Source organism: Allobosea eneae, assembly GCF_042657265.1.
Lineage (GTDB): Bacteria > Pseudomonadota > Alphaproteobacteria > Rhizobiales > Beijerinckiaceae > Allobosea > Allobosea eneae.
This window is the reverse complement of sequence record NZ_JBHSLW010000018.1, coordinates 25,551-46,391: the sequence shown is the minus strand read 5'-3', so window position 1 is coordinate 46,391 and position 20,841 is coordinate 25,551. Positions and strand designations below refer to the sequence as shown.

19 protein-coding genes are annotated in these 20,841 nt (G+C 67.3%); 8 read left to right on the top strand and 11 right to left on the bottom strand.

Translation table 11 applies throughout. The features are described from left to right. Positions 1-12: 12 nt before the first annotated feature. The 3 genes from ACFPOB_RS13200 to ACFPOB_RS13190 all read right to left on the bottom strand — a co-directional run bounded on the left by ACFPOB_RS13200 (position 13) and on the right by ACFPOB_RS13190 (position 5,462). Complete coding sequence (locus tag ACFPOB_RS13200) at positions 13-3,537, bottom strand: molybdopterin cofactor-binding domain-containing protein (protein WP_377798928.1); 3,525 nt, start codon at positions 3,535-3,537, stop codon at positions 13-15. Then, complete coding sequence (locus tag ACFPOB_RS13195; protein ID WP_377798927.1) at positions 3,534-4,025, bottom strand: (2Fe-2S)-binding protein; 492 nt, start codon at positions 4,023-4,025, stop codon at positions 3,534-3,536. The genes ACFPOB_RS13200 and ACFPOB_RS13195 overlap by 4 nt, the downstream gene beginning before the upstream one ends. Positions 4,026-4,265: 240 nt before the next feature. Further along, the gene (locus ACFPOB_RS13190; protein ID WP_377798926.1) at positions 4,266-5,462 is read right to left on the bottom strand and encodes an amidohydrolase family protein; all 1,197 of its coding nucleotides are present in this window, start codon (positions 5,460-5,462) and stop codon (positions 4,266-4,268) included. A gap of 151 nt (positions 5,463-5,613) precedes the next feature. On the opposite strand from ACFPOB_RS13190, the gene fdxA reads away from it, so the two are divergent. The 3 genes from fdxA (at position 5,614) to ACFPOB_RS13175 (ending at position 7,196) form a co-directional block, all read left to right on the top strand. Beyond that, complete coding sequence (fdxA, locus tag ACFPOB_RS13185; RefSeq protein WP_091835349.1) at positions 5,614-5,943, top strand: ferredoxin FdxA; 330 nt, start codon at positions 5,614-5,616, stop codon at positions 5,941-5,943. Positions 5,944-6,003: 60 nt separating this feature from the next. Further along, positions 6,004-6,777 carry a ferredoxin--NADP reductase gene (locus tag ACFPOB_RS13180; protein ID WP_377798925.1) on the top strand — a complete coding sequence of 258 codons (774 nt, stop codon included), beginning with the start codon at positions 6,004-6,006 and terminating at the stop codon, positions 6,775-6,777. 176 nt (positions 6,778-6,953) lie between these two features. Then, positions 6,954-7,196: a DUF3297 family protein gene (locus ACFPOB_RS13175; RefSeq protein ID WP_091836060.1), complete on the top strand. Its 243-nt coding sequence runs from the start codon at positions 6,954-6,956 to the stop codon at positions 7,194-7,196. A 7-nt stretch (positions 7,197-7,203) separates the two neighbouring features. Here the strand turns inward: ACFPOB_RS13175 and ACFPOB_RS13170 are convergent, their stop codons facing one another. Further along, positions 7,204-7,737, bottom strand: coding sequence for a GNAT family N-acetyltransferase (locus ACFPOB_RS13170; protein ID WP_377798924.1), 534 nt, complete (start codon positions 7,735-7,737; stop codon positions 7,204-7,206). A 243-nt stretch (positions 7,738-7,980) separates the two neighbouring features. Between ACFPOB_RS13170 and ACFPOB_RS13165 the strand changes: the two genes are divergently transcribed. The 3 genes from ACFPOB_RS13165 (at position 7,981) to ACFPOB_RS13155 (ending at position 11,026) form a co-directional block, all read left to right on the top strand. Next, positions 7,981-8,748, top strand: a complete 768-nt coding sequence (locus tag ACFPOB_RS13165) for a YiiX/YebB-like N1pC/P60 family cysteine hydrolase (RefSeq protein ID WP_377798923.1) — start codon at positions 7,981-7,983, stop codon at positions 8,746-8,748. 72 nt (positions 8,749-8,820) lie between these two features. Continuing rightward, positions 8,821-10,626: a translation elongation factor 4 gene (gene lepA / locus ACFPOB_RS13160; protein ID WP_377798922.1), complete on the top strand. Its 1,806-nt coding sequence runs from the start codon at positions 8,821-8,823 to the stop codon at positions 10,624-10,626. 94 nt (positions 10,627-10,720) lie between these two features. Next, complete coding sequence (locus ACFPOB_RS13155) at positions 10,721-11,026, top strand: hypothetical protein (protein WP_377798921.1); 306 nt, start codon at positions 10,721-10,723, stop codon at positions 11,024-11,026. A gap of 59 nt (positions 11,027-11,085) precedes the next feature. Here the strand turns inward: ACFPOB_RS13155 and ACFPOB_RS13150 are convergent, their stop codons facing one another. Beyond that, the gene (locus ACFPOB_RS13150; protein WP_377798920.1) at positions 11,086-11,697 is read right to left on the bottom strand and encodes an HAD family hydrolase; all 612 of its coding nucleotides are present in this window, start codon (positions 11,695-11,697) and stop codon (positions 11,086-11,088) included. 127 nt (positions 11,698-11,824) lie between these two features. Here ACFPOB_RS13150 and ACFPOB_RS13145 point away from each other — a divergent pair, with 127 nt between their 5' ends. Beyond that, a complete protein-coding gene (locus ACFPOB_RS13145) occupies positions 11,825-12,712 on the top strand; it encodes a protein-methionine-sulfoxide reductase heme-binding subunit MsrQ (protein ID WP_377798919.1) in 888 nt (295 codons plus the stop codon). A 51-nt stretch (positions 12,713-12,763) separates the two neighbouring features. On the opposite strand, the gene ACFPOB_RS13140 is transcribed toward ACFPOB_RS13145, so the two are convergent. From ACFPOB_RS13140 to ACFPOB_RS13115, 6 genes are all read right to left on the bottom strand, one after another. Then, positions 12,764-13,402 (bottom strand): redoxin domain-containing protein, encoded by a 639-nt coding sequence (locus tag ACFPOB_RS13140; protein ID WP_377798918.1) that lies wholly within the window; start codon positions 13,400-13,402, stop codon positions 12,764-12,766. Between the two features lie 49 nt (positions 13,403-13,451). Further along, a complete protein-coding gene (locus ACFPOB_RS13135) occupies positions 13,452-15,608 on the bottom strand; it encodes a protein-disulfide reductase DsbD family protein (protein ID WP_377798917.1) in 2,157 nt (718 codons plus the stop codon). A gap of 94 nt (positions 15,609-15,702) precedes the next feature. Beyond that, positions 15,703-16,824, bottom strand: coding sequence for an anhydro-N-acetylmuramic acid kinase (locus ACFPOB_RS13130; RefSeq protein ID WP_377798916.1), 1,122 nt, complete (start codon positions 16,822-16,824; stop codon positions 15,703-15,705). A 52-nt stretch (positions 16,825-16,876) separates the two neighbouring features. Next, positions 16,877-17,083, bottom strand: coding sequence for a hypothetical protein (locus ACFPOB_RS13125; RefSeq protein ID WP_377798915.1), 207 nt, complete (start codon positions 17,081-17,083; stop codon positions 16,877-16,879). Positions 17,084-17,184: 101 nt separating this feature from the next. Beyond that, positions 17,185-18,768 carry an ABC transporter substrate-binding protein gene (locus tag ACFPOB_RS13120; protein ID WP_377798914.1) on the bottom strand — a complete coding sequence of 528 codons (1,584 nt, stop codon included), beginning with the start codon at positions 18,766-18,768 and terminating at the stop codon, positions 17,185-17,187. Beyond that, on the bottom strand, positions 18,765-20,288 hold the full coding sequence (locus ACFPOB_RS13115) for a serine hydrolase domain-containing protein (protein ID WP_377798913.1): 1,524 nt from the start codon (positions 20,286-20,288) through the stop codon (positions 18,765-18,767). Before ACFPOB_RS13115 ends, ACFPOB_RS13120 begins: the two co-directional genes overlap by 4 nt. Positions 20,289-20,509: 221 nt before the next feature. On the opposite strand from ACFPOB_RS13115, the gene ACFPOB_RS13110 reads away from it, so the two are divergent. Then, the gene (locus ACFPOB_RS13110; RefSeq protein ID WP_377798912.1) at positions 20,510-20,833 is read left to right on the top strand and encodes a hypothetical protein; all 324 of its coding nucleotides are present in this window, start codon (positions 20,510-20,512) and stop codon (positions 20,831-20,833) included. The last annotated feature ends 8 nt before the right edge of the window (positions 20,834-20,841 follow it).

Here is a 20,841-nt window from a genome sequence, read left to right as displayed (position 1 = left end):
GTGGTCCGGCGCTCAGTGCGCTGCCTTGCGCCCCTTCGCGATCGCATCCTCGATGCCGCTCCAGGCCGGTTTCTCCGGCGCGAAGCGGCCGCGCAGATAGGCTGCGAGATCCGCGAGCTGGCGATCGTCGAGCGCCGTCGCGAAGGACGGCATCGAGCCGATGCCGTGCTGGCCGCCTTCGAGCAGCATGTTGACGAGGTTGGTCGGCGTGGCGGCATGGAGCTTGGACGAGACGCCCAGCATCGGGCCGGCATTGAGCAGCGGCGCGGCGCGGCCGGTCTCATGGCAGGCGGCGCAGGCGCCCTCATAGAGGCGCGCGACCGGGGAGGTCGCAGGGTTGGTCGCCCGCGCGGTTCGCTGCTCGATCCGCGCCGCCAGCGCTTCGGCCTCGGCTGCTGGAAGGGGCTCGCTCAGCGAAGCCAGATAGCTCGCCATCGCCCGGATATCGGCGTCGGGCAACGCCTTCAGCTCGGCGATCACCGGCGCCATCGGCCCGGAAGCTGCGCCGTGATGCTGCGAGGTGCCGGTCTTGAGATAGGCGTAGAGTTCAGCCTCGCTCCAGGGAATCGGGCCGGCCGAGAGTTTCGTCAACGCCGGCGCCGTCCAGCCTTCCACCTCGCCGCCGGCAAGATAGGCGCTGCCGGCCTTCTCGGCGCCGAGCGCGTTGCGCGGCGTGTGGCAGGCGCCGCAATGGCCGAGCCCATCGACGAGATAGCGCCCGCGATTCCACTCGGCGGAGCGGGCGGGATCGGGCTTCAGCTCACCGCCACGGTTGAACAGCAGGTTCCAGCCGGCCAGCAGCGGGCGCAGATTGAACGGGAAGGTGAGCTTGCTCGGCTCGTTCTCCTGCCGTACCGCCGGCTGCGACATCATGAAGGCATAGAGCGCCTGCAGATCGGCTTCGCTCGCCTTGGCGAAGCTCGGATAGGGGAAGGCCGGGTAGAGCTGGTGGCCGTCGCGGTGCAGGCCGGCGCGCATCGCCCGCTCGAAGGCGGCATAGGACCAGCTGCCGATGCCGGTCTCTACGTCCGGCGTGATGTTGGTGGTCATCACCGTGCCGAACGGCGTCGGCAGACCGAGCCCGCCGGCATAGGGCACGCCATCCTTGGCCGTATGGCAGGTCGCGCAGGCGCCGAGCGCTGCGAGCTGGCGGCCGCGCTCGATCGTCGCCGCCGACCAGGTCGACGGGTCCGGCCGGGCGATCGGCGCGATCGCGGGCGCGACGGCGAGCGAGACCGCGGCGAAGGTCGCGGCGCCCGCTACGGCAGCGCCGAGCTTGCTCCACCAGGGCAGGCGTTTGCTCGGCTCGGGCTTCGGCCCCTTCAGCAGCGGTGCGCCGTTGAGGCCGGCGAGCACGCGCTCCGGTGTCAGCGGCAATTCGCGGAAGCGGACCCCGGTCGCGTCGTAGACGGCATTGACGATCGCCGCCGCACTCGGGACGGAGGCCGACTCGCCGGCGCCCATCGGCGGCAGATGCTGCCGGTCCATCAGCATGACGTCGATCGCCGGCAGCTCCGGGAAGGTCAGCACCGGATAGGAGCCCCAGTCGCGGCTGGCGACGGCGGTGGTCTGCGAGAACGTCACCTCCTCGCGCAGCACCCGGCTGGTCGATTGCAGGACATTGCCATGGATCTGGTGCGTCACCCCGGCGGGGTTGACCATCATGCCGGTGTCCTGGCCGACGGTGACGCGGGAGACGGTGACCTCGCCGGTGGTGCGATTGACCGCGACATCGGCGACCCAGGCCGCCCAGGCGGCGCCGACACCCGGCCAGCTGCCATGGACATAGCGCGCCTGGGCGAAGCCACGCCCGCGCATGATGTCGCCGTCCTGCTCCAGGCGCGGGCCGACATGGGGCTGCCAGTTCGCCCGCTCTGCCGTCGCCCGCGTCAGCTCGGCGGCGCGCTCGTCATTGATGTGGCGCAGGCGGAACTCTACCGGGTCGACGCCGGCTTCATGCGCGAGCTCGTCGATATAACTCTCATGGGCGAAGACATTCGGCATCGCCGAGACGCCGCGCAGCCAGGACGCGCGCACGATCGGCGGCATGTCATAGGCCGTCAATCGCATGTTCTCGTAGTTATACGAGGCCAGAGCGGTGCGGTCGCCCATCCTGAGCGTCGCCGGCTGGTTCGGAATGCGCCCGGTCAGCAGCAGCGCCAGGGTCGGGGCGGCATTTGACGGGTACCAGGTGTGGAAGTCATAGGCTTTCAGCGAGCCGCCCGGCCCGAGCCCGCCCTTGATGTCGATCAACTGGGCCGCGCCCTTGGGCTCCCAGAGATGCTCCTGCTCGCGGGTGAGCTGGACACGGACGGGGGCGCGGACTGCCCGCGAGAGCAGCACCGCATCGGCGACGACGTCGTCGGCGCAGTTGCGGCCATAGCAGCCGGCGGCCTCGAAGCGGATGACGTCGATACGCTCCTTCGGCAGGCCGGTGAGCACGGCGAGGTCGTTCTGCAGCGGATAGGGGTTCTGGCTGCCGGTCCAGACGGTGATGCCGTCCGCGCGCACATCGGCGACGGCGCAGGACGGCCCGATCGAGCCATGCATGTGGTAGGGCCAGACATAGGTACGGTCGAGCCGGGTCTCCAAGCTCTCCAGCGCCGTATCGACATCGCCTTCCTCGGCCAGGAGGCGCGGCGTCGAGGGGTGGGTTCGCAGCGCCTGGCCGAGATCGGAGAGATCGGGCGGCGTAAACTCGCGCCACTGCGTCCTGAGCTTGAGCGCGGCTTCCGCCGCCCATTCCTCGCGCTCGGCGACGATGCCGATGAAGTCGCCTTCGATGACGATGGCGCGGATGCCAGGCACGTCGGCGATCGAGTCGCGATCGACCGCGATCAGGCTCCGGCCGACGAAATCGCCGGCATCCATGCCGGCATAGGGCGGGCGCACCACCCGGCCATGCAGCATGCCGGGCACGCGGACATCGTGGACGTAAGTGAAACTGCCGGTAACCTTGGCAGGGATATCGACGCGCGAAACCGAGCGGCCGACAAGCCTGTGCTGGTCGACCTGCTTTAACTGCGCACTCTCGGCCAGGGGCAGCAGGATGCGCTCATTGGCGAGCAGCGTGTCGAGAGTGATCGCGGGCGCAGCCTCGCCCTTGCGCGAGATCACCCCGTCACTGAGCGCGATCTCGCCCTCGCCGCAACTCAAGGCAGCAGCCGCGAGCGTGATCAATCTGGCGCGGATCTGCGTCGCCGCAATCCGCATCGCGACCGAGGTGACCTGGATCGTCTCGCTGGCGATGGTCGCGCCCTGATCGGGCGTCTCGGCGGTGTCGCCGAGCACCATCTCGACCGCCTCGAAGGGGAAATCGAGCTCCTCCGCCACCATCTGGGCGAGCGCGGTGCGGATGCCAGTGCCGAGGTCGACATGGCCGCTGAAGGCGAGGATGCGGCCTTCCGCCGTGAGGCAGACATGCAGATCGAGCCCGTCCTCGGGCGCGGCATCAGCCGGGGTGCCCTTGCGCGGCGCGACCACGCCGATCACGCCGGCACGCCTCAGAAGCGTTTTGCGGGAGAGCGGCTCGCTCATGACGCCGCCATGTCCTGCCGGCCGCGCTCGGCGGCGAGCAGCACCGCCTTGACGATCTCGACATGCGTGCCGCAGCGGCAAAGATTATGGCGCAGCGCCTCCCGCACCTCGGCCTCGCTTGGGTTCGGCTGCACGTCGAGGAAGGCCTTCGCGGTCATCACCATGCCGGCGATGCAGTAGCCGCATTGCGCGGCCTGCGCGTCGATGAAGGCCTGCTGCAGCGGATACGGGGCCTCGACGTTGCCGAGACCTTCGAGCGTGACGATCTCGCGTCCTTCAGCCAGCCTGAGCGGCAAGGCGCAGGCGCGCGCCGCCTGACCATCGACCAGCACGGTGCAGGCGCCGCATTCGCCGAGACCGCAGCCGAATTTCGGGCTGTTGAGGCAGAGATCGTTGCGCAGGAAGAACAGCAGCGGCGTCTGGGTTTCGCCCTCGACCTCATGGCTCGCGCCGTTGACGCGGAGCGCAAAGCGCCGCGTCGCCCTCATGGCTCGCCCGAGCGGGGCGAGGCGCGCCTGATCGTCCTGGTCGTCACGGCCACCGAAATCGTTCGTATACGAATGAGAATAATGACAAATCGGAGCGGTCTGCAAGCGGGATTTCCGAGCGCGCCGTCATGCTCGGGCTTGACCCGAGCATCTCAGGCCGGAGGGCCCCGGCGTGGGTCTTCTCCTGTCATTCCCGGGTCTGCGCTGCGCTCCGCCCGGGAATGACGGCTGGGACAGCGCTCAATGCCCCACAGACGGGATCTTCTCCGCCGGCGGGGTGTTGCGGCTGATGCCGCTGCGGACGATGCCGTCGATCACGATCATGCCGATGCCGGGCAGGTCGCCGAGCTGGATCGAGTCGAGGAAGTTCCTGCCGGCCGAGTGCTGGGCCTTGTCCATGAAGACGAAATCGGCAGTGCGCCCGACCTCGATTAGTCCGCAATCGAGGCTGCGCATCCGGGCGGTGTTGCCGGTGGCGAAGCAGAACGCCACCTCGGCCGGGACATCGCCGAGCGAGGACAGCATCGAGACCATCCTGATGATGCCGAGCGGTTGCACGCCCGAGCCCGCCGGACCGTCGGTGCCGAGGATGACCCGCTGCAATTCGCCCATCTCGCGGGCAACGCGCAGCGTATAGAGCGCAGCGCGCTCATTGCCGTTATGCACGAGTTCGAGGCCGCGCTTGCAGCCCTCGCAGATGCAGCGGATCTCCTTGTCCGGCAGAGCGGTGTGGCCGCCATTGATGTGGCCGACGACATCGGTGTCGGCCTCCAGCACGACGTCGGCGCCGATCAGCCCGGAACCGGGGATCGAGGGTCCGCCGGTGTGGATGGTCGACTGGATGCCGTATTTGCGAGCCCAGGCCACCATTTCCTTCGCCCGCGCGCCATCCTTGACGCCGCCGAGACCGACCTCGCCGAGCAGTTTCACGCCGGCATCGGCCAGATCCTTGAAGTCCTGCTCGACCATGCCGGGCTCAATCACCGGCGCACCGGCATGGACCTTGACGCCGCCCGGGCGGAAGGCAGTGAAGGCGCGCTGCGCATAGATCGCCATCGCCTTCAGGCCGACGATGTCCTTCGGCCGGCCGGGTGTGTGGACCTCGCCGGCCGAGATCATGGTGGTGACGCCGCCATGCATGGTCGAGTCGATCCAGCCGAGCTGGTTCTGGCGCGGCGTCCAGTCGCCGGCGACCGGATGGACATGGCTGTCGATCAGCCCGGGCGAAAGCACGGTGCCGTTGGCGTCGACGACGGTGTCGGCCCCGTCCGTGTCGAGGTCTTTGAAGCGGCCGACCGCGGCGATCCGGCCGCCGATGGCGACGAGCGTGTCGGCCTCCAGGATCGGGCGCTCGATGTCGCCGGAGAGCATCAGGCCGATATTCTTCACCACCAGCTTGTGGGTGCTGCTGACCGTCGTCGCCTGCTGTTCAGCCATCGTATCCGCCCTGTCGTCGTTGTCCGGAATCCGCCGCCATCCTCATCGCCACGAGCCTGATTGACAAGCGCAGGAGGATGCGAGATATTGTTTGTATACGAATGAATTTCTGGCCCGTCCGGACCCGGCTGTCAAGCAGCAAGGATCACGCATGCCTTACGCCGTCACCAGCGCCTGCATCCGTTGTAAGTACATGGATTGCGTCGAGGTCTGTCCGGTCGACTGCTTCTATGAAGGCGAGAACATGCTCGTCATTCACCCGGACGAATGCATCGACTGCGGCGTCTGCGAGCCGGAATGCCCGGCGGAGGCGATCGTGGCCGATAGCGCCGACGGAGCCGAGCAGTGGCTGGCCTTGAATGCCCGGCTGGCGCCGCTCTGGCCGAACATCACACAGAAGAGCGAGCCGCCGGCCGATGCCGACGACTGGAAGGGAATACCGGACAAGATCGACCTGCTTTCCGAACGTCCGGCAATGTGATATTGGGTGGCCTGCATCCGATAATCTGCTAAATCGCTAGACTATCTGAGGATCGACGAGATGAGCAATTTCTACGAGGAGCGCGTCCTCTCCGTCCATCACTGGACCGATACGCTCTTCAGCTTCACGACGACCCGCGACACGACCTTCCGCTTCAAGAACGGCCAGTTCACGATGATCGGGCTCAAGGTCGGCGAGAAGCCGCTGCTGCGCGCCTACAGCGTCGCCAGCACCAATTACGACGAGAACCTCGAGTTCTTCTCGATCAAGGTGCCGGACGGCCCGCTGACCTCGCGCCTGCAGAACCTGCAGGTCGGCGATCCCATCATCATCGGCAAGAAGGCGACGGGCACGCTGGTGCTCGACAACCTCAAGGACGGCAAGCGCCTGTTCCTGCTCGGCACCGGCACGGGCCTGGCTCCCTTTCTGTCGCTGATCCGCGATCCCGAGACATATGAGCGCTACGAGAAGGTCGTGCTCGTGCATGGCTGCCGCCAGGTCTCGGAACTCGCCTATGGCGAGCGCATCCAGAAGGAACTGCCGAACGACGAGTTTTTGGGCGAGATGATCCGCGAGCAGCTGGTGTACTACCCGACCGTGACGCGCGAGCCCTTCCGCAACCGCGGCCGCATCACCGACCTCATCACCTCCGGCCAGCTCTTCAGCGACACCGGCCTGGGCCCGTTCGATCCGGCCGGCGACCGCTTCATGCTCTGCGGCAGCCCGCAGATGCTAGTCGACCTCAAGCAGATCTTCGAGGAGCGCGGCCTCGAGGAAGGCAATCACGGCGAGGCCGGCGACTACGTCATCGAGAAGGCGTTCGCCGAGCGCTGAGGCGCTCTTTCCGTCATTGCAAGGAGCGCAGCGACGAAGCAATCCAGGGAGCGTCGAGCGAGCCCTCATGGATTGCTTCGCTTCGCTCGCAATGACCGTAGACGTTTCGGCATTTTGCCGAATGCGCCATGGCCTGCTACCTGTCCGGCAAATCACTTCCGCAGACGAGCAGCGCCATGACCGACACTCTCCCCGACCGCCTGTCCTCCAACCCCAACAGCCCGTTCTACAACGAGGAGCTGCTGGCGAAGGACATCGGCGTCCGCTTCAAGGGCGTCGAGAAGACCAATGTCGAGGAATACTGCATCAGCGAGGGCTGGGTCCGCCTCACCGCCGGCAATGCCAAGGACCGCCACGGCAATCCGATGACGGTCAAGCTCAAGGGCACGGTCGAGCCCTATTTCCGCAACGCCGAGTGAAGCGCGCTCAGCCGAGCTGTTTGTAAAAGAAGGTCGAGCCGCAATCGCGCCCGTCCGGCATCAGCGCATAGCGCGGGATGGTGCCGAGTTCGGTCCAGCCCAGGCGATTGTAGAGGCGCCGCGCCGCGCCGGCCTCGTCGGTGTCGAGCACCAGGAGGTCGCGCCCGTGCGCCAGCGCGGCGGCCTCCGCGGCGCGCATCAGCGCCTCACCGATGCCGCGGCGGCGCGCCTGGGAATGCACCAGCACCTTGGCGATCTCGGCGCGATGCGGCTGGTTCGGCTTGCCGATCAAGTGAAGCTGGGCCGTGCCGACGATGCCGCTTTCATCGCGTGCAATAAAGAGCAGGATACGCTCAGCGGCGACCTCGGCCGTGATGCCACGCCAGAAGTTCTCGAAGTCGCGTGGCGTGCTCCAGTCCATGAAGCCGACAGAGGCGCCGTTCGCCACGGAATCGCGCAGGATGTCTGCCAGGGCCGGCACGGCTGCCCGCGCCCCATCCTCGTCAAGCTGCTCGATGGTCACGCTGTCCGGCGCCGTCATGATCCGTCTCCTTCGTACCGCCGATCAGCGGCAAAATCCATCATGCAAGAATAATTCCAACATAATGGATCATGCCAAAACAAGATCGCCGCGGGCCGCCGTCAACCCGGATTTTACGACGTTTGGCGAATTTCGGTCTCCCCGGCGCAAATCCGGCAGGTGATTTCCGAAAACGTCACGGGCTTGCGTTTTGCTCGGGGCCGGAAGACGCCTGATGCGGCGCCGGCGCAAGGGGAGGCGTCGATGAACAGGGGACTGGACTTCATCGGCCGGTCGGTGGTCCGCTTCATTACGCGTGGCAAGCCGCAGGCAGGTCCGGTCGACGCGAAGGCGCTGGCGCGGTTGCAGGCCGCGCTTCGCCCCGGTGACGTGCTCCTGGTCGAAGGCCACATGAAGGTCTCGGCGGCGATCAAGTACCTGACCCAGTCGACCTGGTCGCACGCCGCGCTCTATGTCGGCGACACCGGCAGGGTCAGCCCGGAAGGTGAACCGCTGGTGCTGGCCGAGGTCGAGATGGATGTCGGCTGCGTGCTCTCGCCCTTGTCGAAATACGGCGCCTTCGGCACCCGCATCTGCCGGCCGCAGGCACTCGATCGCGAGGGACGCCAGACGGTCGTCGATTACGTGCTGGAGCGACTCGGCACGCAATACGACCTCAAGAACATCCTCGACCTGGCGCGCTGGCTGATTCCAGTGCCGTGGGCGCCGGCAAGCTGGCGCCGGCGCATGATCGCGCTTGGCTCCGGCGATCCGACGCGGGCGATCTGCTCGACCCTGATCGCCCAGGCCTTCGAGGCGGCGCGCTATCCCGTCCTGCCAACGGTCGAATATGCGCAGGCGATGGGCGCGGAGGATTTCGAGGAGATCCTGCACATCCGGCACCATTCGCTCTACATGCCGCGCGACTTCGACATTTCGCCCTATTTCTCGGTGGTGAAGCCGACGCTGGAGGCCGGTTTCGACTATCGGACGCTGAACTGGGCGCGCGAGCAGTTGCTCGCGGCGGAGTGAAGCGGCCTTCGTCCGTCGCAAACCGGCAGCCCGACCCTTGGCGCGACCCGCGCGCACTGCTATGGCGCGCGCATGAGCACCCGCAGCTTCGACAATATCCGCAACTTCTCGATCGTGGCCCATATCGACCACGGCAAGTCGACCCTCGCCGACCGGCTGATCCAGCAGACCGGTACGGTCGCCGCGCGCGACATGAGCGAGCAGATCCTCGACTCGATGGACATCGAGAAGGAACGCGGCATCACCATCAAGGCGCAGACCGTCCGGCTGGACTACCAGGCCAAGGACGGCAAGAGCTACATCCTCAACCTGATGGACACGCCCGGGCACGTCGACTTCGCCTATGAGGTCTCGCGCTCGCTGGCCGCCTGCGAAGGCTCGCTCCTCGTCGTCGACGCCTCGCAGGGCGTCGAGGCGCAGACGCTCGCCAATGTCTACCAGGCGCTCGACGCCGGCCACGAGATCGTCACCGTCCTCAACAAGATCGACCTGCCGGCCGCCGAGCCGGAGCGGATCAAGCAGCAGATCGAGGACGTGATCGGCCTCGACGCCTCCGAGGCCGTGCCGATCTCGGCCAAGACCGGCCTCAACATCGAGGGCGTGCTCGAAGCCATCGTCGAGAAGCTGCCGGCGCCGAAGGGCGATGCCGAAGCCCCGCTGAAATGCCTGCTGGTCGACTCCTGGTACGATGCCTATCTCGGCGTCGTCGTGCTCGTGCGCATCATCGACGGCGTGCTGAAGAAGGGCATGACCATAAGAATGATGCGCGCCAATGCCAGCTACGGCGTCGATCGCGTCGGCGTGTTCAAGCCGAAGATGCTCGAAGTGAAGGAGCTCGGCCCGGGTGAGGTCGGCTTCTTCACCGCCTCGATCAAGGAAGTCGCCGACACCGCGGTCGGCGACACCATCACCGACGACAAGAAGCCGATCGCCGAGCCGCTGCCGGGCTTCAAGCCGGTGCAGCCGGTGGTGTTCTGCGGCATCTTCCCGGTCGACGCCGCCGATTTCGAGGTGCTGCGCGGTGCCATGGCGAAGCTGCGGCTCAACGATGCCAGCTTCTCCTACGAGATGGAGACCTCGGCGGCGCTCGGCTTCGGCTTCCGCTGCGGCTTCCTCGGGCTGCTGCATCTGGAGATCATCCAGGAGCGCCTGGAGCGCGAGTTCAACCTCAACCTGATCTCGACCGCCCCGTCGGTCGTCTACCGTCTCAAGCTACGCGACGGCTCGACGCTGGAGCTGCACAACCCGGCCGACATGCCGGACGTGATGAAGATCGAGTTCATCGAGGAGCCCTGGATTCGCGCCACCATCTTCACCCCCGACGAATATCTCGGCTCGGTGCTGAAGCTCTGCCAGGACCGGCGCGGCCTGCAGATCGACCTCAATTATGTCGGCTCGCGCGCCAAGGTCGTCTACGATCTGCCGCTGAACGAGGTCGTGTTCGACTTCTACGACCGGCTGAAGTCGATCTCGAAGGGCTATGCCTCCTTCGACTACAACATCACTGACTATCGCGAGGGCGACCTCGTGCGCATGTCGATCCTGGTCAATGCCGAGCCGGTCGACGCGCTCTCCATGCTGGTCCACCGCTCGCGCGCCGACGCCCGCGGCCGGGCCATGTGCGAGAAGCTCAAGGAGCTGATCCCGCCGCACATGTTCCAGATTCCGGTGCAGGCTGCCATCGGCGGCAAGATCATCGCCCGCGAGACGATCCGGGCGCTGCGCAAGGACGTGACCGCTAAATGCTATGGCGGCGACGCCTCGCGCAAGCGCAAGCTTCTGGACAAGCAGAAGGAAGGCAAGAAGAAGATGCGGCAGTTCGGCCGCGTCGAGATCCCGCAGGAAGCCTTCATCGCCGCGCTGAAGATGGACGACTGAGCCACGGGCTCCGCTGTCGCGCCCGCCGTTTAGGGAACCATCCCGCCTGACACGATGTTGATCCTGTGCCCTCAACTGAAGGGAGGATGGCACCGTGGACAGACGCTCTTTCCTCGCGAGCCTGATCGGCGGCCTGGCCGCGGCCGGCAGTCTCAGCACTGTGGCGCTCGCAGCGCCGCAACTGGAGCCGGCGGTAGAGCCTCGCCGGCCCGATGATGCGCCTCAGGTCGACCCAGCGGCGCTCCACAAGGCCGACGCCGAATATTCCCAGTACTATTATTATCGCCGCAGGCCGCGCTGGCGTAGGCGCTATTGGCGCCGCCGCTATTACAGGCCGCGCTATTACTACCGCCGCCGCTACTACCGGCCTCGGTACTATTACCGCCGCCGGTACTGGTAGCTTTCTCTGAGTACGCATGCCCGCGCGAGTCTCTAGCTCGCGCGGGAAATGGCCGGATGTCAGAGATTGGCGCCCAGGCTGCGCAGTTCAGCGCGCAGATCGATCGGCTCGAAGAAATGCACCGCCTGCATGCCGACCGAGCGCGCGCCTTGCACGTTCTTCTCGCTGTCGTCGACGAAGATGCAGTCGCCGGCGCTCAGGCCATAGCGCTCCAGCAAGACATTGTAGATCGCCGGGTCGGGCTTGAGCAGCCGCTCATGCGCCGAGACGACGACGCCGTCGAAACTCTGCAGGAACGGGAAGCGAATCAGGCATTCTGCCCATTTCTCGCGCGAGAAATTGGTGATGGCGTAGACCGCTTCGCCCCTCCCCTTCAGCTCGGCCAGCGTCGCGACGCTGTCCTCGATGGTCGATGGCACCGTCTCGTGCCAGCGCTCGTCATACGCCTTGATCTCGGCCTCCCATTCCGGATGCTCGGCCACCAGCAGCGCCACCGCCTCGGACCAGGGCCGGCCGCGATCCTGCTCGAGGTTCCAGGCGGCAGTGCAGACATTCCTGAGGAACCAGTCGCGCCTGGCATCGTCAGGGATCAGCTCGCGATAGAGATGGAACGGGTCCCAGCGCAGCAGGACATTGCCGACATCGAACACGACCTTCCGATTTCCAGGCATGGACAGGCTTCCCAACTCCGTTTGCGGCGACGGCGCCGACGCGACTCACGCCCTTGTGTGCGGGCCGGCGTAACCTTCAGGGCGATTCTGGCGTATTCGCGTTGGACGTCGACAATCAAGGTGACGAATGGCTTTCGCAGCAACAGGCAGCTATTGGCCGTGGAATGACCGGCAAGGGCGCTTTTCCGCCATGCGCGCCGGCTGCTTCGCGCTCGTGCTCGCCCCGGCGCTGATTCTCGCCTTCCAGGCCTGGAGCCATCAACTCGGTTCGAAACCGTGGACGCAGGCCGTGCACGACACCGGCACCTGGGCCCTGCGCATCCTCGTCATCACGCTCGCGGTGACGCCGCTGCGCCGCATCCTCGACTGGAACAAGCTGATCGGCATCCGCCGCATGCTCGGCCTCTCGGCCATGGCCTATGCGCTCGGCCATCTCGCGCTCTATTGCATCGACCTCGCCTTCGACTGGGGGCTGATCCTCTCCGAGATCGTCAAGCGCTTCTATCTCGTCGTCGGCATCACCGCGCTGATCGGCCTCGTCGCGCTCGGCATCACCTCGACCGACGGCATGATCCGCCGCCTTGGCTCGGGCCGCTGGCAGCGCCTGCACAATCTCGTCTACCCGATCGCCTGCCTCGGCCTGTTCCACTTCGCGCTGCAGTCGAAGATCGACGTCACCCAGCCGGTGCTGCTGACCGGGCTGTTCGCGCTGCTGCTGGCCTATCGCGGGCTCAACCGGTTCAAAGTGCCGCTGAGCTTCACGTCGCTCGCGCTGACGGCGCTGGGAGTCGGCCTCGCCACCGCCCTGGCCGAAACGGGCTGGTACGCCTTCGCCACCGGCGCCTCTGCCTGGCTGATCTTCCAGGCCAATGCCGACATCATCGTCTACCAGGACTGGACGGCGCTGCGCCCCGGCCATTGGGTCGCAGCTGTCGGGCTCGCGCTGGCGGTCCTGCATCTCTTCCGCAGGCCAGCGCCGAAGCCGGAACGAATGCGCCGCCATGCCCGGGCCTGACCCGAGCATGTCACGCTTCGCTCCGCCCGCGGAACCTGGCGGCGGCTATGCTCAGCTCACCGGCGCGTATTTCACCACGCAGCCATAGGCCTTGGTCGCCGGCTCCGAGACCGCCTTGCCGGCCTTGAGCTCGGCGACCGCCTGGCGGACATAGCTCTTGGCGCCGTCGAGGCTGGAAGCGCTCGCCGAGGGCTTGTCGTCGATCGCGCCGGCATAGGCGAGCGTACCCTTGGGATCGATGATGTACATATGCGGCGTCGTCTGCGCGCCATAGGCGCGGGCGAGCTGGCTTTTCGGGTCGAGCAGGATCGAGGCCGGGGCGGCGTCGCGCGTCTTCGTGAGTTCCTTGGCCTTGGCCGCGTCCACATGGCCCTGCTCGCCGGCGGGCGAGGAGATCACCGAGAGCCAGACGATGCCCTCCTTGGCCATGTCCTTCTGCAGGGTCTGCATGGTCGCGCTGTTGTAGTGCTTCCGGACATAGGGGCAGTCATGGTTGGTCCATTCGAGGATCACCGTCTTGCCGGCATAGTCGGAGAGCTTCTGCAGCTTGCCATCGACGTCGACGACCGAGAAATCGGGCGCCTTGGCGCCGGGCTTGGCCGCGCTCTGGGCGAAGGCGGCGCCGGAGGCGAGCGCCAGCGCAGAGGCGGCGAGGCCGGCGAGGAAAAGCTGTCTGGTCACGTCTGTCATGTCTGTCTCCATTCTTCGGTGGCAGAGGGTTGGCGTGGGCAGTGCTCTGTTATCGTGCGGTAGCGGTCTTCACCTCTTTGCCGGTGGCGCGTTGGGCGGCGCTCATCACAGTCTCGGGCGTCAGCAATTGCGGCAGCACCTCGGCCTGCGCACCCTTGGTTCCCGGGTAGAACAGATAGAGCGGCACGCCGGCGCGGCCGTACTCGGCCAGCGTCGCGGCGATCTCGGCATTGCGATTGGTCCAGTCGGCCTTGAGATAGGCGACGCCGAGCTTGGCGAAGGCGTCCTTTACCTCCTGCCGCGACAGCGCCACCCGGTCATTGGCGAGGCAGGTGATGCACCAGGCGGCAGTGAAATTGACGAAGACCGGCTTGCCCTGCGCCTGCAATTCCGCCACCCGCGCCGGCGACCAGACGCCGGGCGCGTCTGCGTCGGCCTGGGCGGTCGGCTGAGACGATGGCGTCGCGTTTTCGATCACGAAGGCCGAGGCCGCGCCGACGAGCAGGATAGCCGCTGCGGCCGCAACCGCGCGCAAGCCACGTCCGCTGTCGCGGGTGACGCCGATCAGCCAGAGCGCGAAGCCGGCGATCAGGATCGCGACGAGCGCGGCGAGGGCGCCATCGGCACCGGCCTGCATGGTCGCGACCCAGATCAACCAGATCGCCGTGGCAAACATCGGGAAGGCGAAGGCCTGCTTGAGCACGATCATCCAGCGGCCCGGCTTGGGCAGCAGCCGCAGCAGGCCCGGCGCGAAGGAGAGCGCGACGACAGGCGTGGCGAAACCGAGCGCCAACGCCATGAAGATCGACAGCGCCGCGGCCGGCGGCTGTGTCAGCGCATAGCCCATCGCCGCGCCCATGAACGGGGCGGTGCAGGGCGTCGCCACCACCACAGCGAGCGCGCCGGTCATGACGGCGCCGACCGGGCCGCTGCGGCTGGCGAGCCCGTCGCCGACCCCCTGCAGCCGGCCGCCGATCTCGAAGGCGCCGATCAGGTTGAAGCCGATCAGCGTCATCAGCACCGCGAGCAGGATGACGAGCGGTGGCGACTGCAATTGGAAGCCCCAGCCGGCGCCGAGCGCGATCACGGCAGAGGCCAGTACAAAGAAGGTCGCGAGCACGCCGGCGAGGAAGAGAAGGCCTTGCTGACGGACTTCGCTGCGGCTTGCCTGCGCGACCTGGGCGAAGCCGAGCGCCTTGATGAACAGCACGGGCAAGACACAGGGCATCAGATTCAGGATCAGGCCGCCGGCGAAGGCGAAGGCCAGCGCCAAAAGGAGCGTCAGGTCTTCGGTCGGCGGCGGCAGCGTCACCCTGGCCGGCGCCTGTGCCGGGGCGGCAACTGCCTGCAGCAAAGCGGGCTCGACCTCGGCGCTGAGCGCCAGCGCGCGCTTGCTGCCGCCTTCCTCAAAGGTGAGGACACCTTCTGTCGTCGGCGTTCCGACCTTGAAGGCGGTGGAGCGGGTGAGGGTGAGCACGCCGTTCTCGACCGGCTGCCCGGCCGCATGCTCGATCAGAGTGTCCAGGACCGGGAAGAAATGGACGTTGCTGGCGCCGGCCGGCAGGGAGGGCAAGGTGAGCGCGAGCTTGTCCTCGCCCTTCGCCGTCAGCTTGCCGGTGAACCCCGCCGGCTTCGGCAGGGCGGCGCGAGCTTCGTCGATCCTCGCCTGGGCAGCGGTATCGACTGTGCCGGCAGGTGCAACCGGCAGATCGAGGGTGAATGCGCCTTCCTCGGGGATGCAGATCTTCTCGCAGACCAGCCAGGTCGCCTTGGCCGAGAGCGTCAGCGTCTCGCCCGGCTTGGCATTGGCCGGGATCGAGATCTCGACCGGCAGCACGACGTTGTCCTCGAAGCCGAAATTGACGAGTGGCTCGACTCGGATCGCTTTCGGCGCCGGCCATTGGATCGCCCCGGCGTTGACGCCTTCCGGCAGCGTCCATTCGATCCGCGTCGCCTCGCCCGAATCGCCAGGGTTCTGCCAATAGCTGTGCCAGCCCGGCGCGAGCTTTTGGGTGAGCGCGACCTGGAAGCGCTCGCCCGGCGCAACGGCGTCGCGGCTCGACAGCAAGGTCGCGGTGACGCGCGGCGAGGTCACGGCGACGGATTCGGCCGCGAGCAAAGGCGCGGGCGCAAGCAGGGTCAGCGCCAATGAGGCGCGATGCAACAGCCGGCTTGCGGTCCGGCGCGGAAGGCTCGTCGCGATCATGCCGACCAGATGCCCGCTTCCGCCCTAAAAAGCCAATGACAAGCGGGTGAGGGCGGCGCGAGGTCGCAGGCGGAACGGGCGCAGGCGCCTTTCGTCAGCGTGCCGGCGCGATCCGCCCGCCCGTCATCGGTTCGGCAACGCCAGTGGTCAAAGGGAAGGAGATCGGCAGGCCGGCCTTGCGGCGCATGGCGAGGAAGGCGAAGCACTCCGCCTCGATCGCATCGCCGCGCCAGCCGACCGCCTCGGCCGGAACCGCCTCAGCGCCTGTCCGCGCATTGAGCGCCGCCATGATCGCCGGGTTGCGCCGCCCGCCGCCGCAGACGATCAGTCGTTGCGGCCTGACCGGCAAAAGGTCGAGCCCGCGCCCGACCGCGCCGGCGGTGAAGGCGGTCAGCGTCGCCGCCCCGTCCTCGAAGGACTGCCCCTCGGCCATGGCTGCCGTGAAATCGTAACGATCGAGCGATTTCGGGTAGGGCGCGAAGAGATAGGGGTGTTCGAGCAAGCGCGCGAGCCGGGCTTCGTCGACGATGCCGGCAAGCGAGAAGGCGCCGTCGCGGTCCATCTCGCCCTTGCCGTGCTGCTTGATCCAGTCGTTGAGGGGCGCATTGCCCGGGCCGGTGTCGAAGGCGAGCACGCGTTCGGCGTCGGCGAAGGCGCTGAGATTGCCGACGCCGCCGAGATTGAGCACCGCCGTCTCCTGCCCGGCCTTGATGCTGCGCATCAACGCTGCGTGATAGCTTGCGACGAGCGGTGCCCCCTGGCCGCCGGCGCGGACATCGGCCGTGCGGAAATCATAGACGACATCGATGCCGAGTTGCCCGGCCATCAGGGCGCCGTCGCCGAGCTGGCGGGTATCGCCCTTGCGCTCCTGGGTCGGGGCGCGATGCAGCACGGTCTGGCCGTGGAAGCCGATCGCCGCGACCTCGCGCGCGGCGATGCCCTCGGCAGCGAGGAATTCGGCGACGGCCTCGCCTTGTGCCAGCGTCAGGGCGCGCTCGGCATCAGCGAAGATCGCCGGCTCCGGTCCTTCGAAGCGCCAGCCGAGCGCGGCCTGAACCGCTTCCGCCAGCAGGTCGCGAACCTCCTGACGATAGGGCGCGAGCCGCCAGGGGCCGAATTCGGCGACCGTCATGCCGTCCGCGCGGATGGCGGCGATGTCGATATTGCCGTCGAGGACCGTTCCGGTCATCAGGCCGATCGCCCAGGCTGGCTGCATCGATGCTTCCCGCGAAATGGCGAAAGGGCGAATTGTCAGGCGAAGGTGCGCCTCAGCAGGCCCGCAGCGCCGCGTCGAACGCGTCCTGCAGCATCTGCCGGCATTGCCGCGCCTGCTCGCGGCTGGGCTCGTGCAGGATGTGAGGGGTGATGTCGGCGAGGTCGCGCAAGGCGAAATCGATCGCAGACATCAGATCGAGCGCATCGCCGTCATGCTCGGCGGCCGGCGGCTTCAAACGGAACTGCAAAACCTGACCCATCAGGACCTGACCCATTACGCGTCTCACGAGACTAGGAAGGCGAATCGTTCTCCCGAGTCTCGCGCGCAATCGGTCAGGAACCGGTTAACGTGGCGGCAGCCTCACTTCTTCTCGATGTTCCAGAACAGCATGACCGGCGCCGCCAGCACGCCCGAGACGCTGGCCCGCCTGGCATAGGGCTGGTCGAACTGGCCGAGCACGCGATAGGGCTGCATCTCGGCGAGCCGCTTGTGCAGGGCTTCGACCGCCGCCTTGCGCGCGGCGTCGTCGGGCGCATCGACCACGGCGCCGCGCAGCTTCTCCGCCTCGGCGTCGCAGGGCCAGCCGGCCCAGGCCTTCTCGCAGGCCATGTTGGTGCCGATATTGGTCATCGGCGACTGCATGGTCGCGCCCGAGGCATAGGTGACGAACAGGTTCCAGCCGCCCTGGTCCGGCGGGCTCTTGTTCTGCTGGCGCGTCGTGACAGTACCCCAGTCCGAGAACTGGACGTCGACATTGACGCCAGCCTTCTTCAGCTGGGAGGCGGCGACCTCGGCCATCCGGCCGATCGCGGCGATGTCGTTGCTGGTGGTCAGGACGAGCTTCTCGCCCTTGTAGCCGGCTTCCGCCAGAAGCTGCTTCGCCTTCTCCAGATCGGGCTTGGCATAAGCTTCCGTGCCGGCCTGCGTGCCGTTCGGCCCGCCGCAGATGAAATAGGCGGCGCAGCGCTTCCACCATTCCTCGTCGCCGAAGCCGCCGGCCAAAAACTCGGCCTGATCGGTGGCATAGGCCAAGGCGAGCCGCGCCTTGGGATTGTCGAAGGGCGGATGCAGGCTGTTCGGCCGCAGCATCACCTGGTTGGCGAGGTTGGAATAGCGTTCGACCTTGACGTCCTTGGCCGCTGCGACCACCGGGATCAGGTCCTGGCTCGGCTGCTCCCAGATATCGATCTCGCCGGTCTGCAGGGCTGCAGCCGCCGTCGCCGCGTCGGGCATGATCAGCCACTCGACCCGGTCGATCTTGACGATCCGCCCGCCGGCGAGCCCATCCGCAGGCTCAGCGCGCGGCACATAATCAGGGTTCTTGTCGTAAACGACCTTGGCGCCGCTGCGCCATTCCGCCCGGTTGAACTTGAACGGGCCGGAGCCGATCGCCTCGGTGACCGGCTTCATCGGGTCGGTCGCGGCATCGGCCTCGCGCATGATCACCGGGATCTGGCCGACGGCCGAGCCGAGCGCGAACGGCACCAACGCCATCGGCCTCTTCAGCTTGAGCACGAAGGTCCGCTCGTCCTTCGCCTCCATGCCTTCCGTGTACTCGCCGAGCTTGCCGCCGATGGTGTCGCGCTTCATCCAGCGCGTCAGCGAGGCGATGACGTCGCGCGTCGTCACCGGCTGGCCGTCATGGAATTTGAGGCCTGGGCGGAGCGTGAAGGTCCAGGAGAGCTTGTCGTCCGCGGTCGAGAAGCTCTCGACCATTTGCGGCCTGGGCTGAAGATTGGCGTCCCAGGCGAACAGCGTCTCGTAGATCATCAGCCCGTGCATGCGGGTGATGACGATCGAGGCGGCGACCGGATCGAGCGTCTTGAGATCGGCATGCGGCGCGACGCGCAGCACATTCTTCGGCGCGGGCTGAGCCTGTGCGCCGGCCGCGAGCAGCAGCGCGGTCGTGCCGATGAGTGTCGCGGCAAGACGAGAACGGGTCATGATTGGCCTCCCTCGATGCGGTGGAAATGCATGATGCGCGAACGATGGCCGGCGAGGCGCAAGCTTCCATCCGGTTGCAGCCAGAGGCAAGGCCGGTGCCGCCACGGGCCGTGAGCGAGATCGGCGAGCGCCCGTCCGCCGGGCAGCGGCGTCAGCCGGGTTTCGCGGCCGATCGCGCCGGCCCAGGGCCAGGTTGCCGTACCGTCAGCGCGGATCGTGATCTCGACGCCGAGCCGGGCATCGCGCCAGCGCCCGACGAGGCGTTCATCGAGCGCGGTCTCGGCCGGCACGGGCAGCAGCCGGCGTGATACGCCACCAATCCTGCCTGTCAGCGCGCCGTCGGTTTCTTCTTTCAGCCTGACATCGAGATAAGCCGGCACGCTGCGCATCCCGCCTTCATTGTCCGAGACGAGCTTCTCATAGCCGCCCATGAAGCTGATCGCGCCGCCGGCGAATTCGGCCCAGAACGGCCCGTCGTCTGTCGCGTAGAGCCCGCTCGGCGCGTTCTCCGGCTCACCCGGCAAGGCTTCGCCGGTGAGCGCCGCCAGCACGCGCAGCGCCGGCCAGAGCGCATCCTCCTCGCGATTGGTCAGCACGACGACGCCGACGCCCAGCTCCGGCGCCATCAGCATGTGGTTGCGATAACCGGTGAGCGACCCGCCATGGCCGACGATGCTAATACCGCCGAGCCGGCTCGCGACCAGGCCGAGCCGGTAGCCGCTCTGGCTGCCATCGGCGAACTGGCGCGGCGCGGCGAGCCGGTCGAGCAGCCCGGCATACGGCTCGCGCCCGGCCATCAGCCCCGCCGCCCAGCGCGCCAGCCCGGCCGCGCTGCCGGCCATGCCGCCCGAAGCTGAGAAATTGAAGCCATAGAAGCCGCGCCGCCAGCCCTGCCCGTCATGCCAGTAGCCGGTGGCGAGGCCGGGAACGACCTCGCTCTCGTCCGAGACGAAGCGGATCGGCAGCGCGGCCGGTGCCATCAGCTCTTCGACCAGTTGCGCAGCGATCTTGCCGGTCCGGCGCTCGAGGATCGCCTGAGCCAGGCGCCAGCCGGTGTTGGAATACGCCATCTCGCTGCCGGGCCCGGCATTGAGGCCGGGCAGGCGGCAGGCGGCGGAGAAGATCTCGCCAGCGGAAAGGCTCGCGGTGAACGGCGTGCCCTGCTGCCAGAGCGCCTCCATCATGTCCGGCAGCGCGCCGGTCATGTCGAGCGCCCGGCCAAGCGGCACGGCGCCCAGCGCCTCCGGCAGCTCGGGGATGAAGCTGCCAAGCGTTGCGTCAAGTGGCACGCTTTCGCGCAGCAGCAGCGCGGCGCAGATATGCTTGCTGATCGAGGCCAGTCGATTCTGCGTGTCGGGGGTGAAGGGCAGGCGGTGCTCGATCACGGCAAAGCCGCCGCTGGCGCTCTCGCGCACGCCGTCGCGGTCGAACAGCACGATGGCGCCACCGGGTCCGCCTTGCCGCGTCCATGGCTCGGCGATCGCCTGTGCCTCGCCGCGTCCCTTCGTCCAGTCGACCATGCGCTGTCCTGCTCCGCCGTTCCGTCCCGGTTGGAACTGTCGCGGATGAGAGGGCGATCAGGCAATCCTCTCAGCCATGCGCTGACGTTCAACCCCTATCGTCATGAAAGCGGCACATTCGCTGGACGATCCTGCCACGCGCGCGGCGGCGCGCTGGACCGGAGCCCGGCGCTGTCGGAGACTGCGGATTTGATGAAGCGATATTGAGGAGGCGGATTGGGATGAAACGTGCGTTTATTGTGGCCGGGGCGATTGGTCTTACCGGTATCGTGACAGGTTGCTCGCAGCCGCAGCGCTTTGGCGCCCCGCCTCCCGGCCTGGCGCCCAGCCCCGCGCCCGGCACCACCGTAATGACCAAGCGCATCGTCAGCGACGGCGCTGGTGGCCTGCAACTGCCTGATGGAACGCGCGTCCAGACCGACCAGAGCGGCGGCTTTTCCCTGCCCAACGGCGCCTATGTCCGCCGCGATCGCTCCGGCGCGCTCAACCTGCCCAACGGCGCGCGCTGCGTGCCCGACAACCAGGGCGGCTACGTCTGCCCGTAAGACGCGGC